Annotated in this window: 16 protein-coding genes and 1 tRNA gene; 5 read left to right on the top strand and 12 right to left on the bottom strand. The window is 63.2% G+C overall.

The window, feature by feature from the left end; all coding sequences use genetic code 11:
- Positions 1–22 precede the first annotated feature (22 nt).
- The gene (gene suhB / locus RYH74_RS03715) at positions 23–841 is read left to right on the top strand and encodes an inositol-phosphate phosphatase (RefSeq protein WP_025337769.1); all 819 of its coding nucleotides are present in this window, start codon (positions 23–25) and stop codon (positions 839–841) included.
- 218 nt (positions 842–1,059) lie between these two features.
- Here the strand turns inward: suhB and RYH74_RS03710 are convergent, their stop codons facing one another.
- The 6 genes from RYH74_RS03710 to queA form a co-directional block, all read right to left on the bottom strand.
- Positions 1,060–1,602: a glycine zipper 2TM domain-containing protein gene (locus RYH74_RS03710; RefSeq protein ID WP_013971012.1), complete on the bottom strand. Its 543-nt coding sequence runs from the start codon at positions 1,600–1,602 to the stop codon at positions 1,060–1,062.
- Positions 1,603–1,721: 119 nt separating this feature from the next.
- Complete coding sequence (gene secF, locus RYH74_RS03705) at positions 1,722–2,630, bottom strand: protein translocase subunit SecF (RefSeq protein WP_013971011.1); 909 nt, start codon at positions 2,628–2,630, stop codon at positions 1,722–1,724.
- Between the two features lie 10 nt (positions 2,631–2,640).
- Entirely contained in the window at positions 2,641–4,503 is a 1,863-nt protein-coding gene (gene secD / locus RYH74_RS03700; protein ID WP_025337767.1) for a protein translocase subunit SecD, read from the bottom strand.
- 63 nt (positions 4,504–4,566) lie between these two features.
- Positions 4,567–4,902 carry a preprotein translocase subunit YajC gene (yajC, locus tag RYH74_RS03695; protein WP_003259111.1) on the bottom strand — a complete coding sequence of 112 codons (336 nt, stop codon included), beginning with the start codon at positions 4,900–4,902 and terminating at the stop codon, positions 4,567–4,569.
- Positions 4,903–4,944: 42 nt separating this feature from the next.
- Positions 4,945–6,060, bottom strand: coding sequence for a tRNA guanosine(34) transglycosylase Tgt (gene tgt, locus RYH74_RS03690; protein ID WP_013971009.1), 1,116 nt, complete (start codon positions 6,058–6,060; stop codon positions 4,945–4,947).
- A gap of 14 nt (positions 6,061–6,074) precedes the next feature.
- The gene (queA, locus tag RYH74_RS03685; RefSeq protein ID WP_085665013.1) at positions 6,075–7,124 is read right to left on the bottom strand and encodes a tRNA preQ1(34) S-adenosylmethionine ribosyltransferase-isomerase QueA; all 1,050 of its coding nucleotides are present in this window, start codon (positions 7,122–7,124) and stop codon (positions 6,075–6,077) included.
- Positions 7,125–7,231: 107 nt separating this feature from the next.
- On the opposite strand from queA, the gene RYH74_RS03680 reads away from it, so the two are divergent.
- A tRNA-Leu gene (locus RYH74_RS03680) sits at positions 7,232–7,316 on the top strand.
- A 284-nt stretch (positions 7,317–7,600) separates the two neighbouring features.
- Here the strand turns inward: RYH74_RS03680 and RYH74_RS03675 are convergent.
- Positions 7,601–8,506, bottom strand: a complete 906-nt coding sequence (locus RYH74_RS03675; protein ID WP_286101076.1) for a LysR family transcriptional regulator — start codon at positions 8,504–8,506, stop codon at positions 7,601–7,603.
- 107 nt (positions 8,507–8,613) lie between these two features.
- On the opposite strand from RYH74_RS03675, the gene RYH74_RS03670 reads away from it, so the two are divergent.
- Together RYH74_RS03670 and RYH74_RS03665 are read left to right on the top strand one after the other, a co-directional pair.
- Complete coding sequence (locus RYH74_RS03670) at positions 8,614–9,885, top strand: D-amino acid dehydrogenase (RefSeq protein WP_317408975.1); 1,272 nt, start codon at positions 8,614–8,616, stop codon at positions 9,883–9,885.
- 27 nt (positions 9,886–9,912) lie between these two features.
- Entirely contained in the window at positions 9,913–10,815 is a 903-nt protein-coding gene (locus RYH74_RS03665) for a transporter substrate-binding domain-containing protein (protein WP_085587431.1), read from the top strand.
- Between the two features lie 153 nt (positions 10,816–10,968).
- Here RYH74_RS03665 and RYH74_RS03660 read toward each other — a convergent pair whose 3' ends face one another.
- On the bottom strand, positions 10,969–11,265 hold the full coding sequence (locus RYH74_RS03660; protein ID WP_039613839.1) for an addiction module antidote protein: 297 nt from the start codon (positions 11,263–11,265) through the stop codon (positions 10,969–10,971).
- A 191-nt stretch (positions 11,266–11,456) separates the two neighbouring features.
- Here RYH74_RS03660 and RYH74_RS03655 point away from each other — a divergent pair, with 191 nt between their 5' ends.
- Positions 11,457–12,344, top strand: a complete 888-nt coding sequence (locus RYH74_RS03655) for a bestrophin family protein (protein WP_075043821.1) — start codon at positions 11,457–11,459, stop codon at positions 12,342–12,344.
- A 130-nt stretch (positions 12,345–12,474) separates the two neighbouring features.
- On the opposite strand, the gene phnE is transcribed toward RYH74_RS03655, so the two are convergent.
- The 4 genes from phnE to RYH74_RS03635 are packed head-to-tail and all read right to left on the bottom strand — an operon-like array spanning position 12,475 to position 15,729.
- Positions 12,475–13,242, bottom strand: a complete 768-nt coding sequence (phnE, locus tag RYH74_RS03650; RefSeq protein WP_075043820.1) for a phosphonate ABC transporter, permease protein PhnE — start codon at positions 13,240–13,242, stop codon at positions 12,475–12,477.
- Positions 13,239–14,066: a PhnE/PtxC family ABC transporter permease gene (locus RYH74_RS03645; protein ID WP_075043819.1), complete on the bottom strand. Its 828-nt coding sequence runs from the start codon at positions 14,064–14,066 to the stop codon at positions 13,239–13,241. Before RYH74_RS03645 ends, phnE begins: the two co-directional genes overlap by 4 nt.
- A complete protein-coding gene (locus RYH74_RS03640) occupies positions 14,060–14,854 on the bottom strand; it encodes a phosphonate ABC transporter ATP-binding protein (protein ID WP_075046882.1) in 795 nt (264 codons plus the stop codon). The genes RYH74_RS03645 and RYH74_RS03640 overlap by 7 nt, the downstream gene beginning before the upstream one ends.
- Positions 14,855–14,874: 20 nt before the next feature.
- Entirely contained in the window at positions 14,875–15,729 is an 855-nt protein-coding gene (locus RYH74_RS03635; protein ID WP_025337756.1) for a putative selenate ABC transporter substrate-binding protein, read from the bottom strand.
- Between the last annotated feature and the right edge of the window lie 12 nt (positions 15,730–15,741).

Below are 15,741 nucleotides of genomic sequence, written 5' to 3'. Positions count from 1 at the left end.
AACATCTCCAGGTGACCCGCCCATGCAGCCTATGCTGAATATCGCCCTGCGCGCCGCTCGCAGCGCCAGTGAACTGATTTTCCGCTCCATCGAACGCCTGGATAGCATCAAGGTCGATGAGAAAGAGGCCAAGGACTACGTCTCCGAAGTCGATCGCGCCGCCGAGCAGAGCATCGTCAACGCCCTGCGCAAGGCCTACCCGAACCACTCCATCCAGGGCGAGGAAACCGGCCTGCACGCGGGTAGCGGCGAAGAAGGCAAGGATTACCTGTGGATCATCGACCCGCTGGATGGCACCACCAACTTCCTGCGTGGCATCCCGCACTTCGCGGTCAGCATCGCCTGCAAATACCGTGGCCGCCTTGAGCACGCCGTGATCGTCGACCCGGTTCGCCAGGAAGAATTCACCGCCAGCCGTGGCCGTGGCGCCCAGCTCAACGGTCGCCGCCTGCGTGTCAGCTCGCGCACCAGCCTGGAAGGCGCCCTGCTGGGTACCGGCTTCCCGTTCCGTGACAGCCAGATGGCTGACCTGGACAACTACCTGGGCATGTTCCGCGCCCTGACTGGCCAGACCGCCGGCATCCGCCGCGCCGGCTCCGCCAGCCTGGACCTGGCCTACGTGGCCGCCGGCCGTTTCGACGCCTTCTGGGAGTCGGGCCTGTCCGAATGGGACATGGCGGCCGGCGTGCTGCTGATCCAGGAAGCGGGCGGCCTGGTGAGCGATTTCAACGGTGGCCACGACTTCCTCGACAAGGGCCATATCGTTGCGGGCAACATCAAGTGCTTCAAGGCCGTGCTGACTGCTATCCAGCCGCACCTGCCAGAGAACATGAAGCGCTAAGCGCGGATTGCCGGCAAACAAAAAAGCACCCCTCGGGGTGCTTTTTTTGTGCCTGTAGAAGCCATGCGCAATCTGCTTTTTGTGGGAGCGGCCTTGTGTCGCGAAAGGGCTGCATAGCAGCCCCGGCGATCTCTAATGGTTCACAGACCCAGGGGCCGCTGCGCGCCCCTTTCGCGACACAAGGCCGCTCCCACAAAAAGAGCAGACCCCATGCGGCCTTACTGCCCGGCTTCGCTCAGGATCAGCTTGCCATTCTTGTCCAGCGGAATGGTCGACCCGGGCTCGTGATCCATCTTCACCTGCCCCACCTTGTCGCCAATGGTGTACTTCACGTTGTAGCCCACCACTTTCTCACTGATGTCGTTGACCGTATTGCAGCGGGTTTGCGTGGTGGTGTAGGTGTCACGCTCCTGCATGCCTTCCTGCACCTTGTTACCGGCATAACCACCACCGACCGCACCGGCCACGGTGGCGATCTTCTTGCCGCTACCACCACCAATCTGGTTACCCAGCAGGCCACCGGCAATGGCGCCCACCACGGTACCTGCGATCTGGTGTTGGTCCTTGACCGGCGCCTGCCGCGTCACGGCGACGTCCTTGCAGACTTCACGGGGGGTTTTTACCTGTTGTTTGATCGGTTGCACGTCGGTGACCTGCGCATACTCAGGCCCCTTGTTGACCAAGCTGTAGGTCGCGACAGCACCTCCGGCAGTCACACCGACAGCACCCAGTACCGCACCCACAAGCATTGATTTGTTCACATGAACCTCCTGATCATAACCCGCGGGTCCGACCCGCCTTCTCCCAGCCTTGGAGTAAAAAAAAAGGCGCGAGTTCAACACTCGCGCCTTTTTGGCCGCCAAACGGCGTGGAGCACGCCTTACGGACGGTCGTCCACACCGTCGGTCTTGGCCGGCGGGATCAGGTCTTCACTGCTCAGGTTAAGCCAGATCAGTACCACGTTGGCGATATAGATCGACGAATAGGTACCGGCCATGACGCCGATGAACAGGGCCAGCGAGAAGCCGAACAGGTTGTCGCCACCGAAGAACAGCAGCGCGGCAATGGCCAGCAAGGTAGAAACCGAGGTGGCGATGGTCCGCAGCAGGGTCTGGGTGGTGGAAACGTTGATGTTCTCGATCAGCGAGGCCTTGCGCATGACGCGGAAGTTCTCGCGCACCCGGTCGAACACGACGATGGTGTCGTTCAGCGAGTAGCCGATGATCGCCAGTACCGCCGCCAGCACCGTCAGGTCGAAGGTGATCTGGAAGAACGACAGGATACCCAGGGTCACCACCACGTCGTGGATCAGCGAGACGATCGCGCCCACGGCGAACTTCCACTGGAAGCGGAATGCCAGGTAGATAAGGATGCCGCCCAGTGCCAGGAGCATGCCCATGCCACCCTGGTCGCGCAGCTCCTCACCCACCTGCGGGCCTACGAACTCGACACGCTTGACCTTGGCCGGGTTGTCGCCACCGGCCTTCTGCAGGGCTTCAGCTACCTTGTTGCCCAGCTGCGGGTCATCGCCCGGCATGCGCACTAGCAGGTCGGTGGTGGCGCCGAAGCTCTGCACCACCGCCTCGTGGAAGCCGGAGTTGACCAGCTCGGCACGCACCGCCTTGAGGTCGGCCGGGCGCTCGTAGGTCAGCTCGATCAGCGTACCGCCGGTGAAGTCCAGGCCGAAGTTCAGGCCCTTCTGCCACCAGCTGAACAGCGCCAGCACGGTGAGGAGCACGGTAACGGCGAACGCGACATTGCGCACGCCCATGAAGTTGATGGTTTTCATCGCAGCTCCCTCAAACCCACAGCTTCTTGATGTCACGCCCGCCGCAGGTCAGGTTGACCATTGCACGGGTCACCATGACGGCGGTGAACATCGAGGTGAAAATCCCGAGGGACATGGTGACCGCAAAGCCCTTGACCGGGCCGGTACCCATGGCGAACAGGATGCCGCCGACCAGCAGGCTGGTCAGGTTGGCGTCGATGATCGCGGTGTAGGCGCGATTGAAGCCTTCATGAATGGCGCGCTGCACCGACATGCCGGCGTTCAGCTCTTCGCGGATACGCGAGAAGATCAGCACGTTGGCGTCCACCGCCATACCCATGGTCAACACGATACCGGCAATACCCGGCAGGGTCAGGGTGGCACCCAGCAGCGACATCAGCGCCAGCAGCAGGACCATGTTGCCCGCCAGGGCAATGGTGGCGATCACACCGAAGGCGCGGTAGATGGCGATGATGAACAGCGAGACGAACAGCATGCCCCACAGCGACGCATCGATACCCTTGGTGATGTTGTCGGCACCCAGACTTGGGCCGATGGTACGTTCTTCAGCGAAGTACATCGGCGCAGCCAGGCCACCGGCACGCAGCAGCAGGGCCAGTTCGGACGATTCGCCCTGGCCGTTCAGGCCGGTGATGCGGAACTGGCTACCCAGCGGCGACTGGATGGTCGCCAGGCTGATGATCTTCTTCTCTTCCTGGAAGCTCTGGACGGCAACGTCCTTCTCGACGCCGTCGACGGTCTGCTTGACATAGCGGGTGACCGGCTTCTGCTCGATGAAGATCACCGCCATGCTGCGGCCGACGTTGCTGCGGGTAGCGCGGGTCATCAGCTCGCCACCGTGGCCATCCAGGCGGATGTTCACCTGCGGGCGACCTTGCTCGTCGAAGCTGGCCTGGGCGTCGGTTACCTGGTCACCGGTGATGATCAGGCCGCGCTCGACCGCGGCGGAACGGCCGCCCTCACGGAACTCGAACACCTCGGTAGTGGCCTTGGACGCGCCCGGCTCGGCGCCGAAGCGGAACTCCAGGTTGGCGGTTTTACCCAGGATACGCTTGGCTTCGGCAGTGTCCTGCACGCCTGGCAGCTCGACCACGATGCGGTTGGCGCCCTGGCGCTGTACCAGCGGCTCGGCCACACCCAGCTCGTTGACCCGGTTGCGGACGGTGGTGAGGTTCTGCTTGATCGAGTATTCGCGGATCTCGGCGACTTTCGCCTGGGTCAGCGCCAGACGCAGCACGGCGAGCTCGTTGCGCTCGGTGGTGGTCAGGTCGAAGTCATTGAAATTCTTGCGGATCAGGGCACGAGCCTGTTCGCGGGTAGCATCGTCAGCGAAGCCCAGCATGATGCCGCCATCCTGCTGAGGCAGGCTGCGGTAGCGGACGCGCTCTTTGCGCAGCAAGGTCTTGACCTCGCCTTCGTAGACTTTCATGCGGGCGTTCATGGCCTTGTCCATATCCACTTCCAGCAGGAAGTGCACACCACCGGACAGGTCCAGGCCCAGCTTCATCGGGCTTGCGCCCAGGTTGCGCAACCATTGCGGGGTAGTCTGGGCCAGGTTCAGGGCCACGACGTAATCATCGCCCAGTGCCTTGCGCACTACATCCTTGGCTGGCAGCTGGTCTTCCTGATTGGTCAGGCGGATCAGCCCGCTGCCCTTCTCACCCAGGCTAGCGCCCTTGACGGCGATCTTGGCATCGCCCAGCGCCTTGCTGACGCGATCGAGGTCGGCCTGGTTCACCTGCAGCGCCGAGCTGGCACCACTGATCTGTACCGCCGGATCATCCGGGTAGAGGTTGGGAGCGGAATAAATGAAACCGACCACCAGTACCAGCACGATCAGTGCATATTTCCACAGAGGGTATTTGTTCAGCATCACGCCGCCCGTTCAAGACGCGGGGCGCGTTGCGCGCCCCGACTGGAAAGAAAAACCGGTAACTCAGATAGCCTTGAGCGTACCTTTTGGCAGGGTGGCCGCGATGGCACCCTTCTGGAACTTCAGCTCGACGTTGTCGGAAACTTCCAGTACCACGAAATCATCGGAAACCTTGACGATCTTGCCGGCGATGCCGCCGTTGGTGACAACTTCGTCACCCTTCTGCAAGTTGCTCAGCAGGTTCTTCTGCTCTTTTGCACGTTTGGCCTGCGGGCGCCAGATCATCAGGTAGAAGATGACCAGGAAACCGACCAGGAAAATCCACTCGAAGCCGGTACCGGCTGGGCCGGCGGCGGGTGCTGCAGCGTCCGCGTATGCGGCGGGGATCAAGAAGCTCATTGGGCACTCCTAATGTAATTTTCTAATAATGGATGCGGACAGTCAGTCCAAAGGCGGCACAGGAAGCCCGCGCTTGGCGTAGAAGGCGTCGACAAAGGCGGCCAATTTACCCTGTTGAATAGCCTCGCGTAAACCGGCCATCAAGCGCTGGTAATGGCGCAAGTTGTGGATGGTATTCAGCATGCTGCTCAGCATTTCGCCGCACTTGTCCAGGTGATGGAGATAGGCGCGGGAGAAGTTGGTGCAGGTGTAGCAGTCACAGGTCGGATCCAGCGGCGAATCATCGTGGCGATGGAACGCATTGCGGATCTTGATCACCCCTGTATCGACGAACAGATGACCGTTGCGCGCGTTACGCGTCGGCATCACGCAGTCGAACATGTCGACGCCGCGGCGCACACCCTCAACGAGATCTTCCGGTTTGCCTACCCCCATAAGGTAACGAGGTTTGTCAGCAGGCATCTGGCCCGGCAGGTAATCCAGCACCTTGATCATTTCGTGCTTGGGCTCGCCCACCGACAGGCCACCAATGGCCAGGCCGTCGAAGCCGATGTTTTCCAGGCCTTCCAGCGAGCGCATGCGCAGGTCCTGGTACATGCCACCCTGGACGATACCGAACAGCGCCGCGGTGTTGTCAGCGTGGGCGTTCTTCGAGCGCTGGGCCCAGCGCAGCGACAGCTCCATGGACGCGCGCGCCACATCGTGCTCGGCCGGGTACGGGGTGCACTCGTCGAAGATCATCACCACGTCCGAGCCCAGGTCACGCTGCACCTGCATCGACTCTTCCGGGCCCATGAACACCTTGGCGCCATCTACCGGCGAGGCGAAGGTCACGCCCTCTTCCTTGATCTTGCGCATGGCGCCCAGGCTGAACACCTGGAAGCCACCGGAGTCGGTGAGGATCGGGCCTTTCCACTGCATGAAGTCGTGCAGGCCGTTGTGCTTCTTGATCACCTCGGTGCCCGGGCGCAGCCACAGGTGGAAGGTGTTGCCCAGGATCATCTCGGCGCCGATGGCCTCGATGTCGCGCGGCAGCATGCCCTTGACCGTGCCATAGGTGCCCACCGGCATGAACGCCGGGGTTTCCACGGTGCCGCGTGGGAAGGTGATGCGGCCACGACGGGCCTTGCCGTCGGTGGCCAGCAGTTCGAAGGACATTCGACAGGTGCGACTCATGCTTGATCCTCGGGCCCGCGTGGCGCCGGATTGCGGGTGATGAACATGGCATCACCGTAACTGAAGAAGCGGTACCCCTGCTCGACCGCCGCCGCGTAGGCGGCCATGGTCTCGGGGTAGCCGGCGAAGGCCGAGACCAGCATCAGCAGCGTGGACTCCGGCAGGTGGAAATTGGTGACCAGCGCGTCGACCACATGGAACGGCCGGCCCGGGTAGATGAAGATGTCGGTGTCGCCGCTGAAGGCCTTGAGCACGCCATCGCGCGCCGCGCTCTCCAGCGAACGCACGCTGGTGGTACCGACCGCGACCACCCGGCCGCCACGGGCGCGGCAAGCCTCGATGGCATCGACCACATCCTGGCCCACTTCGAGCCACTCTTTATGCATGTGGTGGTCTTCGATCTTGTCGACCCGCACCGGCTGAAAGGTGCCCGCGCCCACGTGCAAGGTGACGAAAGCCCGCTCGACGCCCTTGGCGGCGATCTTTTCCAGCAGCGCCTCGTCGAAGTGCAGGCCTGCGGTGGGCGCGGCGACCGCACCGGCACGTTCGGCGTACACGGTCTGGTAGCGCTCACGGTCGGCGCCCTCGTCCGGGCGGTCGATGTAGGGCGGCAGCGGCATGTGCCCGACGCGGTCGAGCAGTGGCAGCACCTCTTCGGTGAAGCGCAGCTCGAACAGCGTGTCATGGCGCGCGACCATTTCGGCCTCGCCGCCGCCATCGATGAGGATGACCGCGCCTACCTTGGGCGCCTTGCTGGCGCGCACATGGGCCAGCACCCGATGGCTGTCGAGTACGCGCTCGACCAGCACTTCCAGCTTGCCGCCGGAAGCTTTCTGGCCGAACAACCGCGCCGGGATGACCCGGGTGTTGTTGAACACCATCAGGTCGCCGGGGCGCAGATACTCGAGCAGATCGGGGAATTGCCGGTGCGCCAGCGCGCCGCTCGGTCCATCGAGGACCAGCAGACGGCTGCCATGGCGCTCGGCCAGCGGGTGGCGGGCGATCAGGGAATCGGGGAGTTCGAAGGAAAAATCGGCGACGCGCATGATGATGTTCGGTTCGGCAGGGCCGGGAAGTTTAGCCCAATGTGTGAAAATTGACCATGAAAGCCGATTGACCGACCAGCGGTGGCTCTCTATACTGCGCGCCACATGCCCTGATGGCGGAATTGGTAGACGCGGCGGATTCAAAATCCGTTTTCGAAAGGAGTGGGAGTTCGAGTCTCCCTCGGGGCACCAAGATCCGGAAAAAACCGACCTTATGGTCGGTTTTTTTTCGCCTGCGATCTGGGCTGGGCTGTCGCACAGGGAACAATGTTCGAGAGCGTGTCATATACCCTTGTGGGAGCGGGCGAGCCCGCGAAACGCCCAACGCGGTGTATGGCACCGGCTCCGCCGGTGTTCGCGGCGGTTCGACGCCTCGACACGCCCGCTCCCACGGTGACCCTGCTAACTCAATTAGTTATGTGCAGTTCCATGAGAGTCCGGGCTGACATTGATGCGCTTTCCGGGCATATCTGCAATCAGCGCCAGCGATCCAGCTGCCCTTGGGCACGGCTGCTGAAAATCGTCAGCAGCTCGCTCAATGTATGCGCTGACGGTTCGGCAGTGCGGGTGACCGCATACAAGGTAATCGGCAGCGCCGGGGCCAGCGGCCTGATCGCGGTCGCCCCAGGCGCCGCGCCAAGTGCGGTGAAGGGATCGATCACCGCCAGCCCAGCACCGGATTCGACCATCGCTCTGGCCAGTGAATAGGTTTGCACCGCGATGCTCACCCGTGGCGGCGGCTCCACCGCCTTGAGGTAGCTTTCGAGGCGCACCGACAGCGGGTCGGCGCTGGACAGCCCGATCATGGGCGCACCGGCCAGTGCCGCCAACGGCAGCGGCTTGCCTTCATCTTCCAGCGGCCAATAACCTGCCGGTGCCAATGCCACCAAAACTCCGCTGGCCAGCGCCTGCGCCTTGAGCGCTGGGTGATCTGGCTGTTGCAGGGTCAGGGCGACATCGATCTCCCGCATCAACAGGTTCTGCACCAGTTCGCGACTGTGGGCGCTGGACAGCTCGCAGGCGATGTCCGGGTACCGCTGGGTCCACTCATGAATGGCCGGCGGCAGCAGTGACAGGGCCAGTGCCGGGGTCGCTCCGATCCGCAGGCTGTGGCCTGGCGCGCGACGCAGGCTTTGCGCCAGGCGTCGCACCCCTTGCAGGCTCTCCGTGACCTTGTCGACCTCACGCTCCAGCTCCAGCGCTTCGGGCGTGGGCTGCAGCTTGCCGCGCACCCGCAGGAACAACGGGAAGCCCAGTTGCTGCTCGGCGTGCTGTAGCACCTTGGTCACGGCAGGTTGGGAAACGTGCAGCAACTGTGCGGCACCGCTGACCGAGCCGGTCTGGCGGATGGCCTGGAAAATCTCGATATGGCGAAGGCGCATGGCAAGTCCATAACCTTTGTTTATGGCTCAGCGATCTTTATTCATTTTTCGCCACCTGTCACCTGGCCCTAACCTCAGCCTCGTTCCAACCACGACCAAGGACTGACATGGCTCAGCATGTATGCATCATCGGCGGTGGCGTCATTGGCCTGTCAACCGCTTATGCACTGGTACGCGACGGCTTTGACGTGACGCTGATCGAGGCTCGCGATTCGTTGGGCAGTGAAACCAGCTTCGCCAACGGCGGCCAGCTGTCCTATCGCTACGTGGCGCCCCTGGCCGACGCCGGTGTGCCATTGCAGGCCCTTGGCTGGATGCTGCGCGGTGAATCGCCGCTGCGATTGCGCCCGCGCTTCGATCGTGCCCAATGGCGCTGGATGGCAGCATTCCTGGGTGCTTGCCGCTCCTCGGTCAACCGCGCCAACGCCGGCCATCTGCTACGCCTCGCGCTGCTGAGCCAGTCGACCTTGCAAGCCTGGCGTGAGGAAGACGGTCTGGGTGATTTCAACTGGCGACGCAACGGCAAGCTGGTCACCTTCCGCAAGGCCAGCAGCTTCGAGCATGCGCGCAAGAACCTTGCCGTACCCCAGCAACAACAAGTGCTGTCGCACGCCGACTGTGCCCGTCTGGACCCAGCGCTGGCGGAGGCGCCCTTTGTCGGCGCCATCTATACCCCGGATGAAGAAGTCGGCGATTGCCACAGCTTTTGCCAGCAACTGGCGGCGCGCCTGCAGGCGTCGGGACGCTGCAAGTTCCGCCTGGGCCAGGCGGTGTCCGGAATTCGCCATGCGCATGGCGTGGTGAATGCGATTGAACTGGACGACGAAGTGCTGCCGGTGGAGCACCTGGTGGTTGCGGCCGGCCATCGCAGTGCGTTGCTGGCACTGCCGGGCATTGACCTGCCGCTGTATCCGCTGAAGGGTTATAGCCTGACAGTACCGATCGGCGCCCAGCACCGGGCGCCGGACCTGAGCATCACCGACTACGACCGCAAGATCGTCTACGCCCGGATCGGTGAACAGTTGCGTGTGGCGGCGATGGTCGACATTGTCGGTTTCGATCCGTCGCTGGACCCCAAGCGCCTGGCCTTGCTCAAGCGCCAGGCCCGCGAGACCTTCGCCAATGCCGGTAATTATGACTACGCCATCGAATGGGCCGGCATGCGTCCGGCCACGCCTAGCGGCGTGCCGCTGCTGGGCGCAACGGCGTATCGCAACCTGTGGCTTAACCTTGGCCATGGTGCGCTGGGCTTTACCCTGGCCTGCGCCAGCGCACGCTTGCTCAGCGAACTGATCGGCCAGCGCCGCCCCTCCATCGACCTGCAGGGTTTCACCGCCCGTGCGGCTGGTGGAAATAACCGTACTGCAGCATGTCTCTGATCCCCTCACCTACAACGGAGAATAACAATGCGAAAAATCACGTTGATCGGCTGCACCCTTGGCCTGTTGCTAGGCACCCAGGCCCATGCTGACGAAGCAGCGCTGGGGCCTACCCTGAGCAAGATTGCCAGAGCCAACAGCATTACCTTGGGCTATCGCGATGCTTCAGTACCGTTCTCCTATGTGGGCGACCATTCGGGGCAACCCATGGGCTACTCGGTAGACCTGGCGAACAAGGTCGTCGAGCGGGTACAGCAGAAGCTGGCATTGCCCCAGCTCAAGGTGAAATACAACCTGGTGACATCGCAAACCCGCATTCCGCTGGTACAGAACGGTACCGTTGACCTGGAGTGCGGCTCGACCGGCGTCACCGCAGAGCGCCAGAAACAGGTGGCGTTTTCCTATGGGTTCATCTATGTCAAAGGCCAGTTGCTGACGGCCAAAGACAGCGGGATCAAGAGTTTCGCCGACCTGCGCGGCAAGAACGTGGTAACCACCGCCGGCACCACCAACGAACGCTATCTGAAAAGCTACAACGTCGATAACAAGATGGACATGTACGTGATCAGCGCCAAGGACCACGGTGAAGCCTTCCAGATGTTGCAGTCCGGCCGAGCGGCGGCGTTCTACATGGACGATGCGCTGCTCTACGGAGAACGCGCCAAGGCCCGTGATCCGCACAACTGGGTGGTGGTCGGGGAAGAGCAGTCGCGGGAAATCTACAGCTGTATGGTGCGCAAGGATGACCCGCAGTTCCTCGCGCTGGTGAACGCATCGCTGGGCGAGCTGTACAGTTCCGGGGAAATCAATGGGATCTACCAGCGCTGGTTCGAACAACCGATTCCGCCCAAAGGCCTGAACCTGGAATTCCCGATGACCAGCGAACTCAAGGCCATCTTTGCCAAGCCGGTGAGTGACCCGGTGGAGTAGCATCCAGACGACCAGCCCCTCTGGCTCACGGCCTCGCAAAGTACTGGAGGCAATGGCCTCGGCCGCTCCGACCGCGCCCCGTTGCCAGCGCAGGAATGACCTGCCATGAAGCTGACCAACCGCCCCGTTCAGCCCTCCGAAATCCCTGTTCTGCTAGCGGGGAACTACATGGGGCTGAACGAGGAGGTCGACACCCAAGGCACGAATGACTTTCAGCACAGTGTCAAAGCGTGGTTTTGCGCCTGGACTGAGTGCCTTGTACAGACTTTCCCTTCCCAACCCACTCTCGGTGGCGATCTGCGTCATTCCCCGTGCGCGAGCGATATGGCCAAGTGCCCGAATTATTTCCTCGGTATCGCCATCTGCGAGGACCTGACTAAGGTACTCAGTGATGGCCTCATCACTACTCAACAAGGCCGCCATATCAAACGGGATCAACTTTTCGCTCATTTCACACCCATTCAAGTGTTGAAGCGGCCCACTCTGTCGCCTTACCCCTTATATGGGAACTCAGGCATTTCCCATAACGGGGTCAGACTTTTCTCTTCACGGTCATAAAAAACCTTGCAACATTCAACACCAGAACCTTCGCCGCGCCTCGACGTCCGATCCTGCATCACCCGCGTTTCGAGGTACCCCGCGTGAAAGACATCATCACCCGCAAGTACCGCCTGGTCGTGAAGACCGTCGGCTACATCGGCTGGTCGCTGTTCTGGCTGCTGATCTGGGATGTGCTGGTCACCATCGATTTCATGCTGTTCTTCAACAGCAAGTTCACCCTGCCACTGATCCCGTTGACCTTGCTGGGCTCGGCGCTGGTGGTGCTGGTGAGCTTTCGCAACAGCAGCGCCTACAACCGCTGGTGGGAGGCGCGCACATTGTGGGGGGCGTTGGTGAACAGTTCACGCAGCTTCGCGCGGCAGGCGCTGACCCTGATCGATGACCCGGATGATGGCCTGAACCCGATCAAGGCTACCCTGCTGCGCCGGCATATCGCCTATGTGAACTGCCTGGCGGCACACTTGAAGGGCGAGCGCTGCCCGGATGAACTGATGGCGTTCATCCCACCTGCGGAATTCGAGCGGCGCAACCGTTCGAACAATTTCGCCAACGACATCCTGAGCGGTTCTGCTGCGTTGCTGGCGCGGGAATACCAGGCCGGGCGGCTGGACAGCATTCGCCTGGCAAGGCTGGAGTCGACGCTGGTGGACCTGTCCAATGCCCAAGGTGGCATGGAACGGATCGCCAATACGCCGCTGCCCTACCCTTACGTTTACTTTCCGCGGCTGTTCATCACCCTGTTCTGCCTGATCGTACCGGTGGGGTTGGTGGAATCGCTGGGCTGGTTCACGCCGCTGGCTTCGACGGTGGTGGGCTTCATGCTGCTGGCCATCGAGCGGATCGGGACGGATTTGCAGAGCCCGTTCAGATTCAGTGAACACCAGATCCAGATGGACAGCATTTGCGAGACGATCGAGCGGAACCTGGAGTCGATGCAGCGGGAGGCGCAGTGCGGGGAGTTGGCTTAGTGCCAGACCTCAACGGCCCTATCGCCGGCAAGCCAGCTCCCACAGGGGCCGTGGAATCCTGTGACCTTGCACCGTACCTGTGGGAGCTGGCTTGCCGGCGAAAGGGCCGCAACGCGGCCCCGGCTATCCATCAGGCCCGCACATAGCGCTGGCGCAACACATCACTCAACGCGTCCACCAGTAACACCAGCACCAGCATCCCCATGATCACCGTGCTGGCCTGGGCCTCCTGGAACAGGCTCAAGGTGGTGTACAGCATCTGCCCCAACCCACCCGCACCGACAAACCCCAGCACGCTGGCCATGCGGATATTGTTCTCCCACCGATACAGGCTATAAGCCAGCAACTGCGGCCACAGATTGGGCAAGGTACCGAAGCAGAATGCCGCCACCTGGCTACCGCCCTGCAAGCGGATGGCCACCGCCGGCTCCGGCGGTGCGTTCTCCAGCGCCTCGGCAAACAGCCGCCCCAGCACGCCAGCGGTGTGCAGCGCCAACGCCAGGGTACCGGCATTCGGCCCAAGCCCGGCCGCCAGCACCGTCAGCGCGGCCCACACCAGTTCCGGGATGGCCCGCAGGGCATTCAGCAACAACCGCGCACAGGCCTGCAGCGGCCAACCGAACCGGCCAGCGGCCGGCAGCGCCAACAGCATGCCCAGCAGCATGGCCAACAAGGTGCCAAGGCCGGACATGGCCAGAGTTTCCAGCGCCCCGCGCGCAACCGCGCGCAGGTGCCCGGCAGACAGGTCCGGGTGCAGGAAACGACCGGCATATTCGCCCATCTGCCCCAGCCCGCCGTTGCCGACCAGCGCCTGCAAGTCCAGCTCCAGGTATGCGAACGAGGCCATCACCGCAGCCACGATGGCGCCTAGCACCAACCAATTGATGACCCGGTTCATGCCAGCCTCCAACGCAGGAAGCGGCTGAGCAGGTCGGCCAGCATCACCAGGACCAGGAACGTCAGCAGCATGCTTGCCACTTCCGCTCCAGCGAACATGCGCATCGACAAGTCGATCTGCTGCCCCAGCCCGCCAGCACCGACAAAGCCCATCACCACCGAGGCGCGTACAGCGCACTCCCAGCGGTACACGGTGTAGGACACCACTTCGGACACCGCACTGGGCAGGATGCCGTAGAAAAACGCAGCCAGGCGGCCACTACCCGCCTGCAGCAAGGCATGCGCCGGGCGCTGGTCGACCGACTCGAAGATCTCGGCATAGACCTTGCCGAGCATGCCACTGTAGGTGATGGCAATGGCCAGTACGCCCGCCGTCGGCCCCAGCCCCACGGCCCGCACGAACAGCAACGCCCAGACGATTTCCGGCACACTGCGCAGGAAAATCAGCAACCAGCGCACCGGCAGGCGCAGCAACCGCGACCATAACCCGGCGCGACCGCCACGGGAGGCTGCGCGCAGCGACAGGGCACGGCTGGCCAGCAACCCGGCAGGGACCGCCAGCAGCAACGCCAACGCCATGCCGGCCGTGGCCACGGCCAGGGTCTGCAGGGTGGCTTCATACAGCAGCGAAAGGAAGTCGGCATCGTGTGCCGGTGGCCAGAAGGCACTGGTGAAACTGGCGATCTGCTGGCGGTTCTCTGCCTGCAGCAGCACCCCCGGGTTCAGTTCGCTCAACCGGATGCCAGGCCATAGCACCGCCACCGCCAGCAGGGTCAGCAGCAACCGCGGCAGCAGCGCCGGGTCGCGGGCATCAAGCTTCAGCATCGCGGAATCTGCACGGTCAGGGTCGGCCCCTGGCTTGGCGGTGAAGCCAGTTGTTCGTTGGCGTACAGCGCATCCAGCAACTGCTCGGTCACCGCTTGCGCCGGGCAGTCGAACGCCACCTGCCCTTCGCGGATACCAATCACCCGCGGGAAGTGCGCCAGCGCCAGATCCACGGCATGCAGGCTCGCCACCAGGGTCACGGCATTGGCCTGGGCGTGGCGGTTGAGCAAGGCCAGGCTGTGGTCGGCCAGCACCGGGTCCATGGCCGACACCGGCTCGTCAGTCAGCAACACCTGCGGCCGCTGGTACAACGCCCGGGCAATACCCACCCGCTGCAACTGGCCACCGGACAATTGCCCGCACTGCACGAACAGCTTGTCGGCCAGGCCCAGCTCGGCCAAGGCTTGGCGCGCCCCCGGCACATCACTGGGGTACAGCAGGTTGAGCAGGCCGCGCAGCACACCCCACTGCCCCAGGCGGCCGGCCAGCACCGCCGTCACCACCCGCTGGCGCGGAGGCAAGGGCGGTGCCTGGTGCACCAGGCCTACCCGCGCACGCAGGCGCTGGCGAGCCCTGGCAGACAGCGCCCAGGGCTGTTCGCCGAGCAGCTCCAGGCGCCCGCTGCTGGGCTGGACGGCGGTCGCCATCAGGTGCAGCAAGCTGGACTTGCCCGCGCCCGAAGGCCCGATGATGGCGACGCGCTCGCCCTGACCGATGCTCAGGCTCACGGCATCAAGCGCACGCACCTGGCCATGGCGCAGCCCGGCCCCGTGCAGATGAATAGCCACGTTGGAAGCCACTGTCGATGTCACTTGAGCAGGCCGGCCTCGCGTGCAGCCTGTTCGGTGCCCACGTAGTTCTCAGGTTTGGTCTCGATGAAGCGGCTGGCGGCCTGCAGGTCGAGGATCGCCTTGTGCTCCGGGTTGGCCGGGTCGAGGCCGAGGAAGGCTTTCTTGATCTTCTCTTTCAGCGCCGGGTCCATGTTGCCGCGCACGGTCCAGTTGTAGTCGAAGTAGGTCGGGGTGGTGGCGAACACCTTCACCTTGGCGGTATCGACCTTGCCGGCATCCACCAGCTTCTGCCACACGCTGGCGTTGAGCACGCCGCCATCGACCTTGCCGGCCTGCACCCAGGCCACGGTGGCATCGTGGGCGCCGGAGTAGGCGACGCGGCCGAAGTAGTCTTCAGGCTTGATGTTGTCCTGCTTGAGCATGAAGTAACGCGGCATCAGGCTGCCCGAGGTAGACGAGATGGAACCGAAGGCAAACGACTTGCCCTTGAGGTCGGCCAGGCTCTTCACGTCGGGGTTGGCGGTAATGAACTTGGAAGTGAACTGCGCATCCTGTTCACGCTGCACCAGCGGCGTGGCGGCAGGGTCCTTCAGGTGCACCTGCACGAAGGTGAAGCCCCCCAGCCAGGCCAGGTCCAGGCGGTTGGAAGCCAACGATTCGACTACCGCCGGGTAATCAGCCACCGGCACGAACTTCACCTCCATGCCCAGCTGCTTGGCCAGGTACTCGCCCAAAGGCTTGAACTTGCGCTGCAGTTCGGTCGGTGCTTCGTCAGGGATGGCGCTGACCCGCAGGGTGTCGGCAGCCTGGGCGACAACGGCACAGCAAGACAGCACGAGGCCGGCGGCGAGCGCCAGAGGGCGTTTGAGCATGGGTGTTCTCCG

The organism is Pseudomonas sp. LSJ-87 (assembly GCF_032971465.1).
GTDB classification, from domain to species: Bacteria; Pseudomonadota; Gammaproteobacteria; order Pseudomonadales; family Pseudomonadaceae; genus Aquipseudomonas; species Aquipseudomonas putida_Z.
The sequence above is the reverse complement of the archived record's forward strand: the minus strand, read 5'-3'. Positions and strand labels throughout refer to the sequence as shown.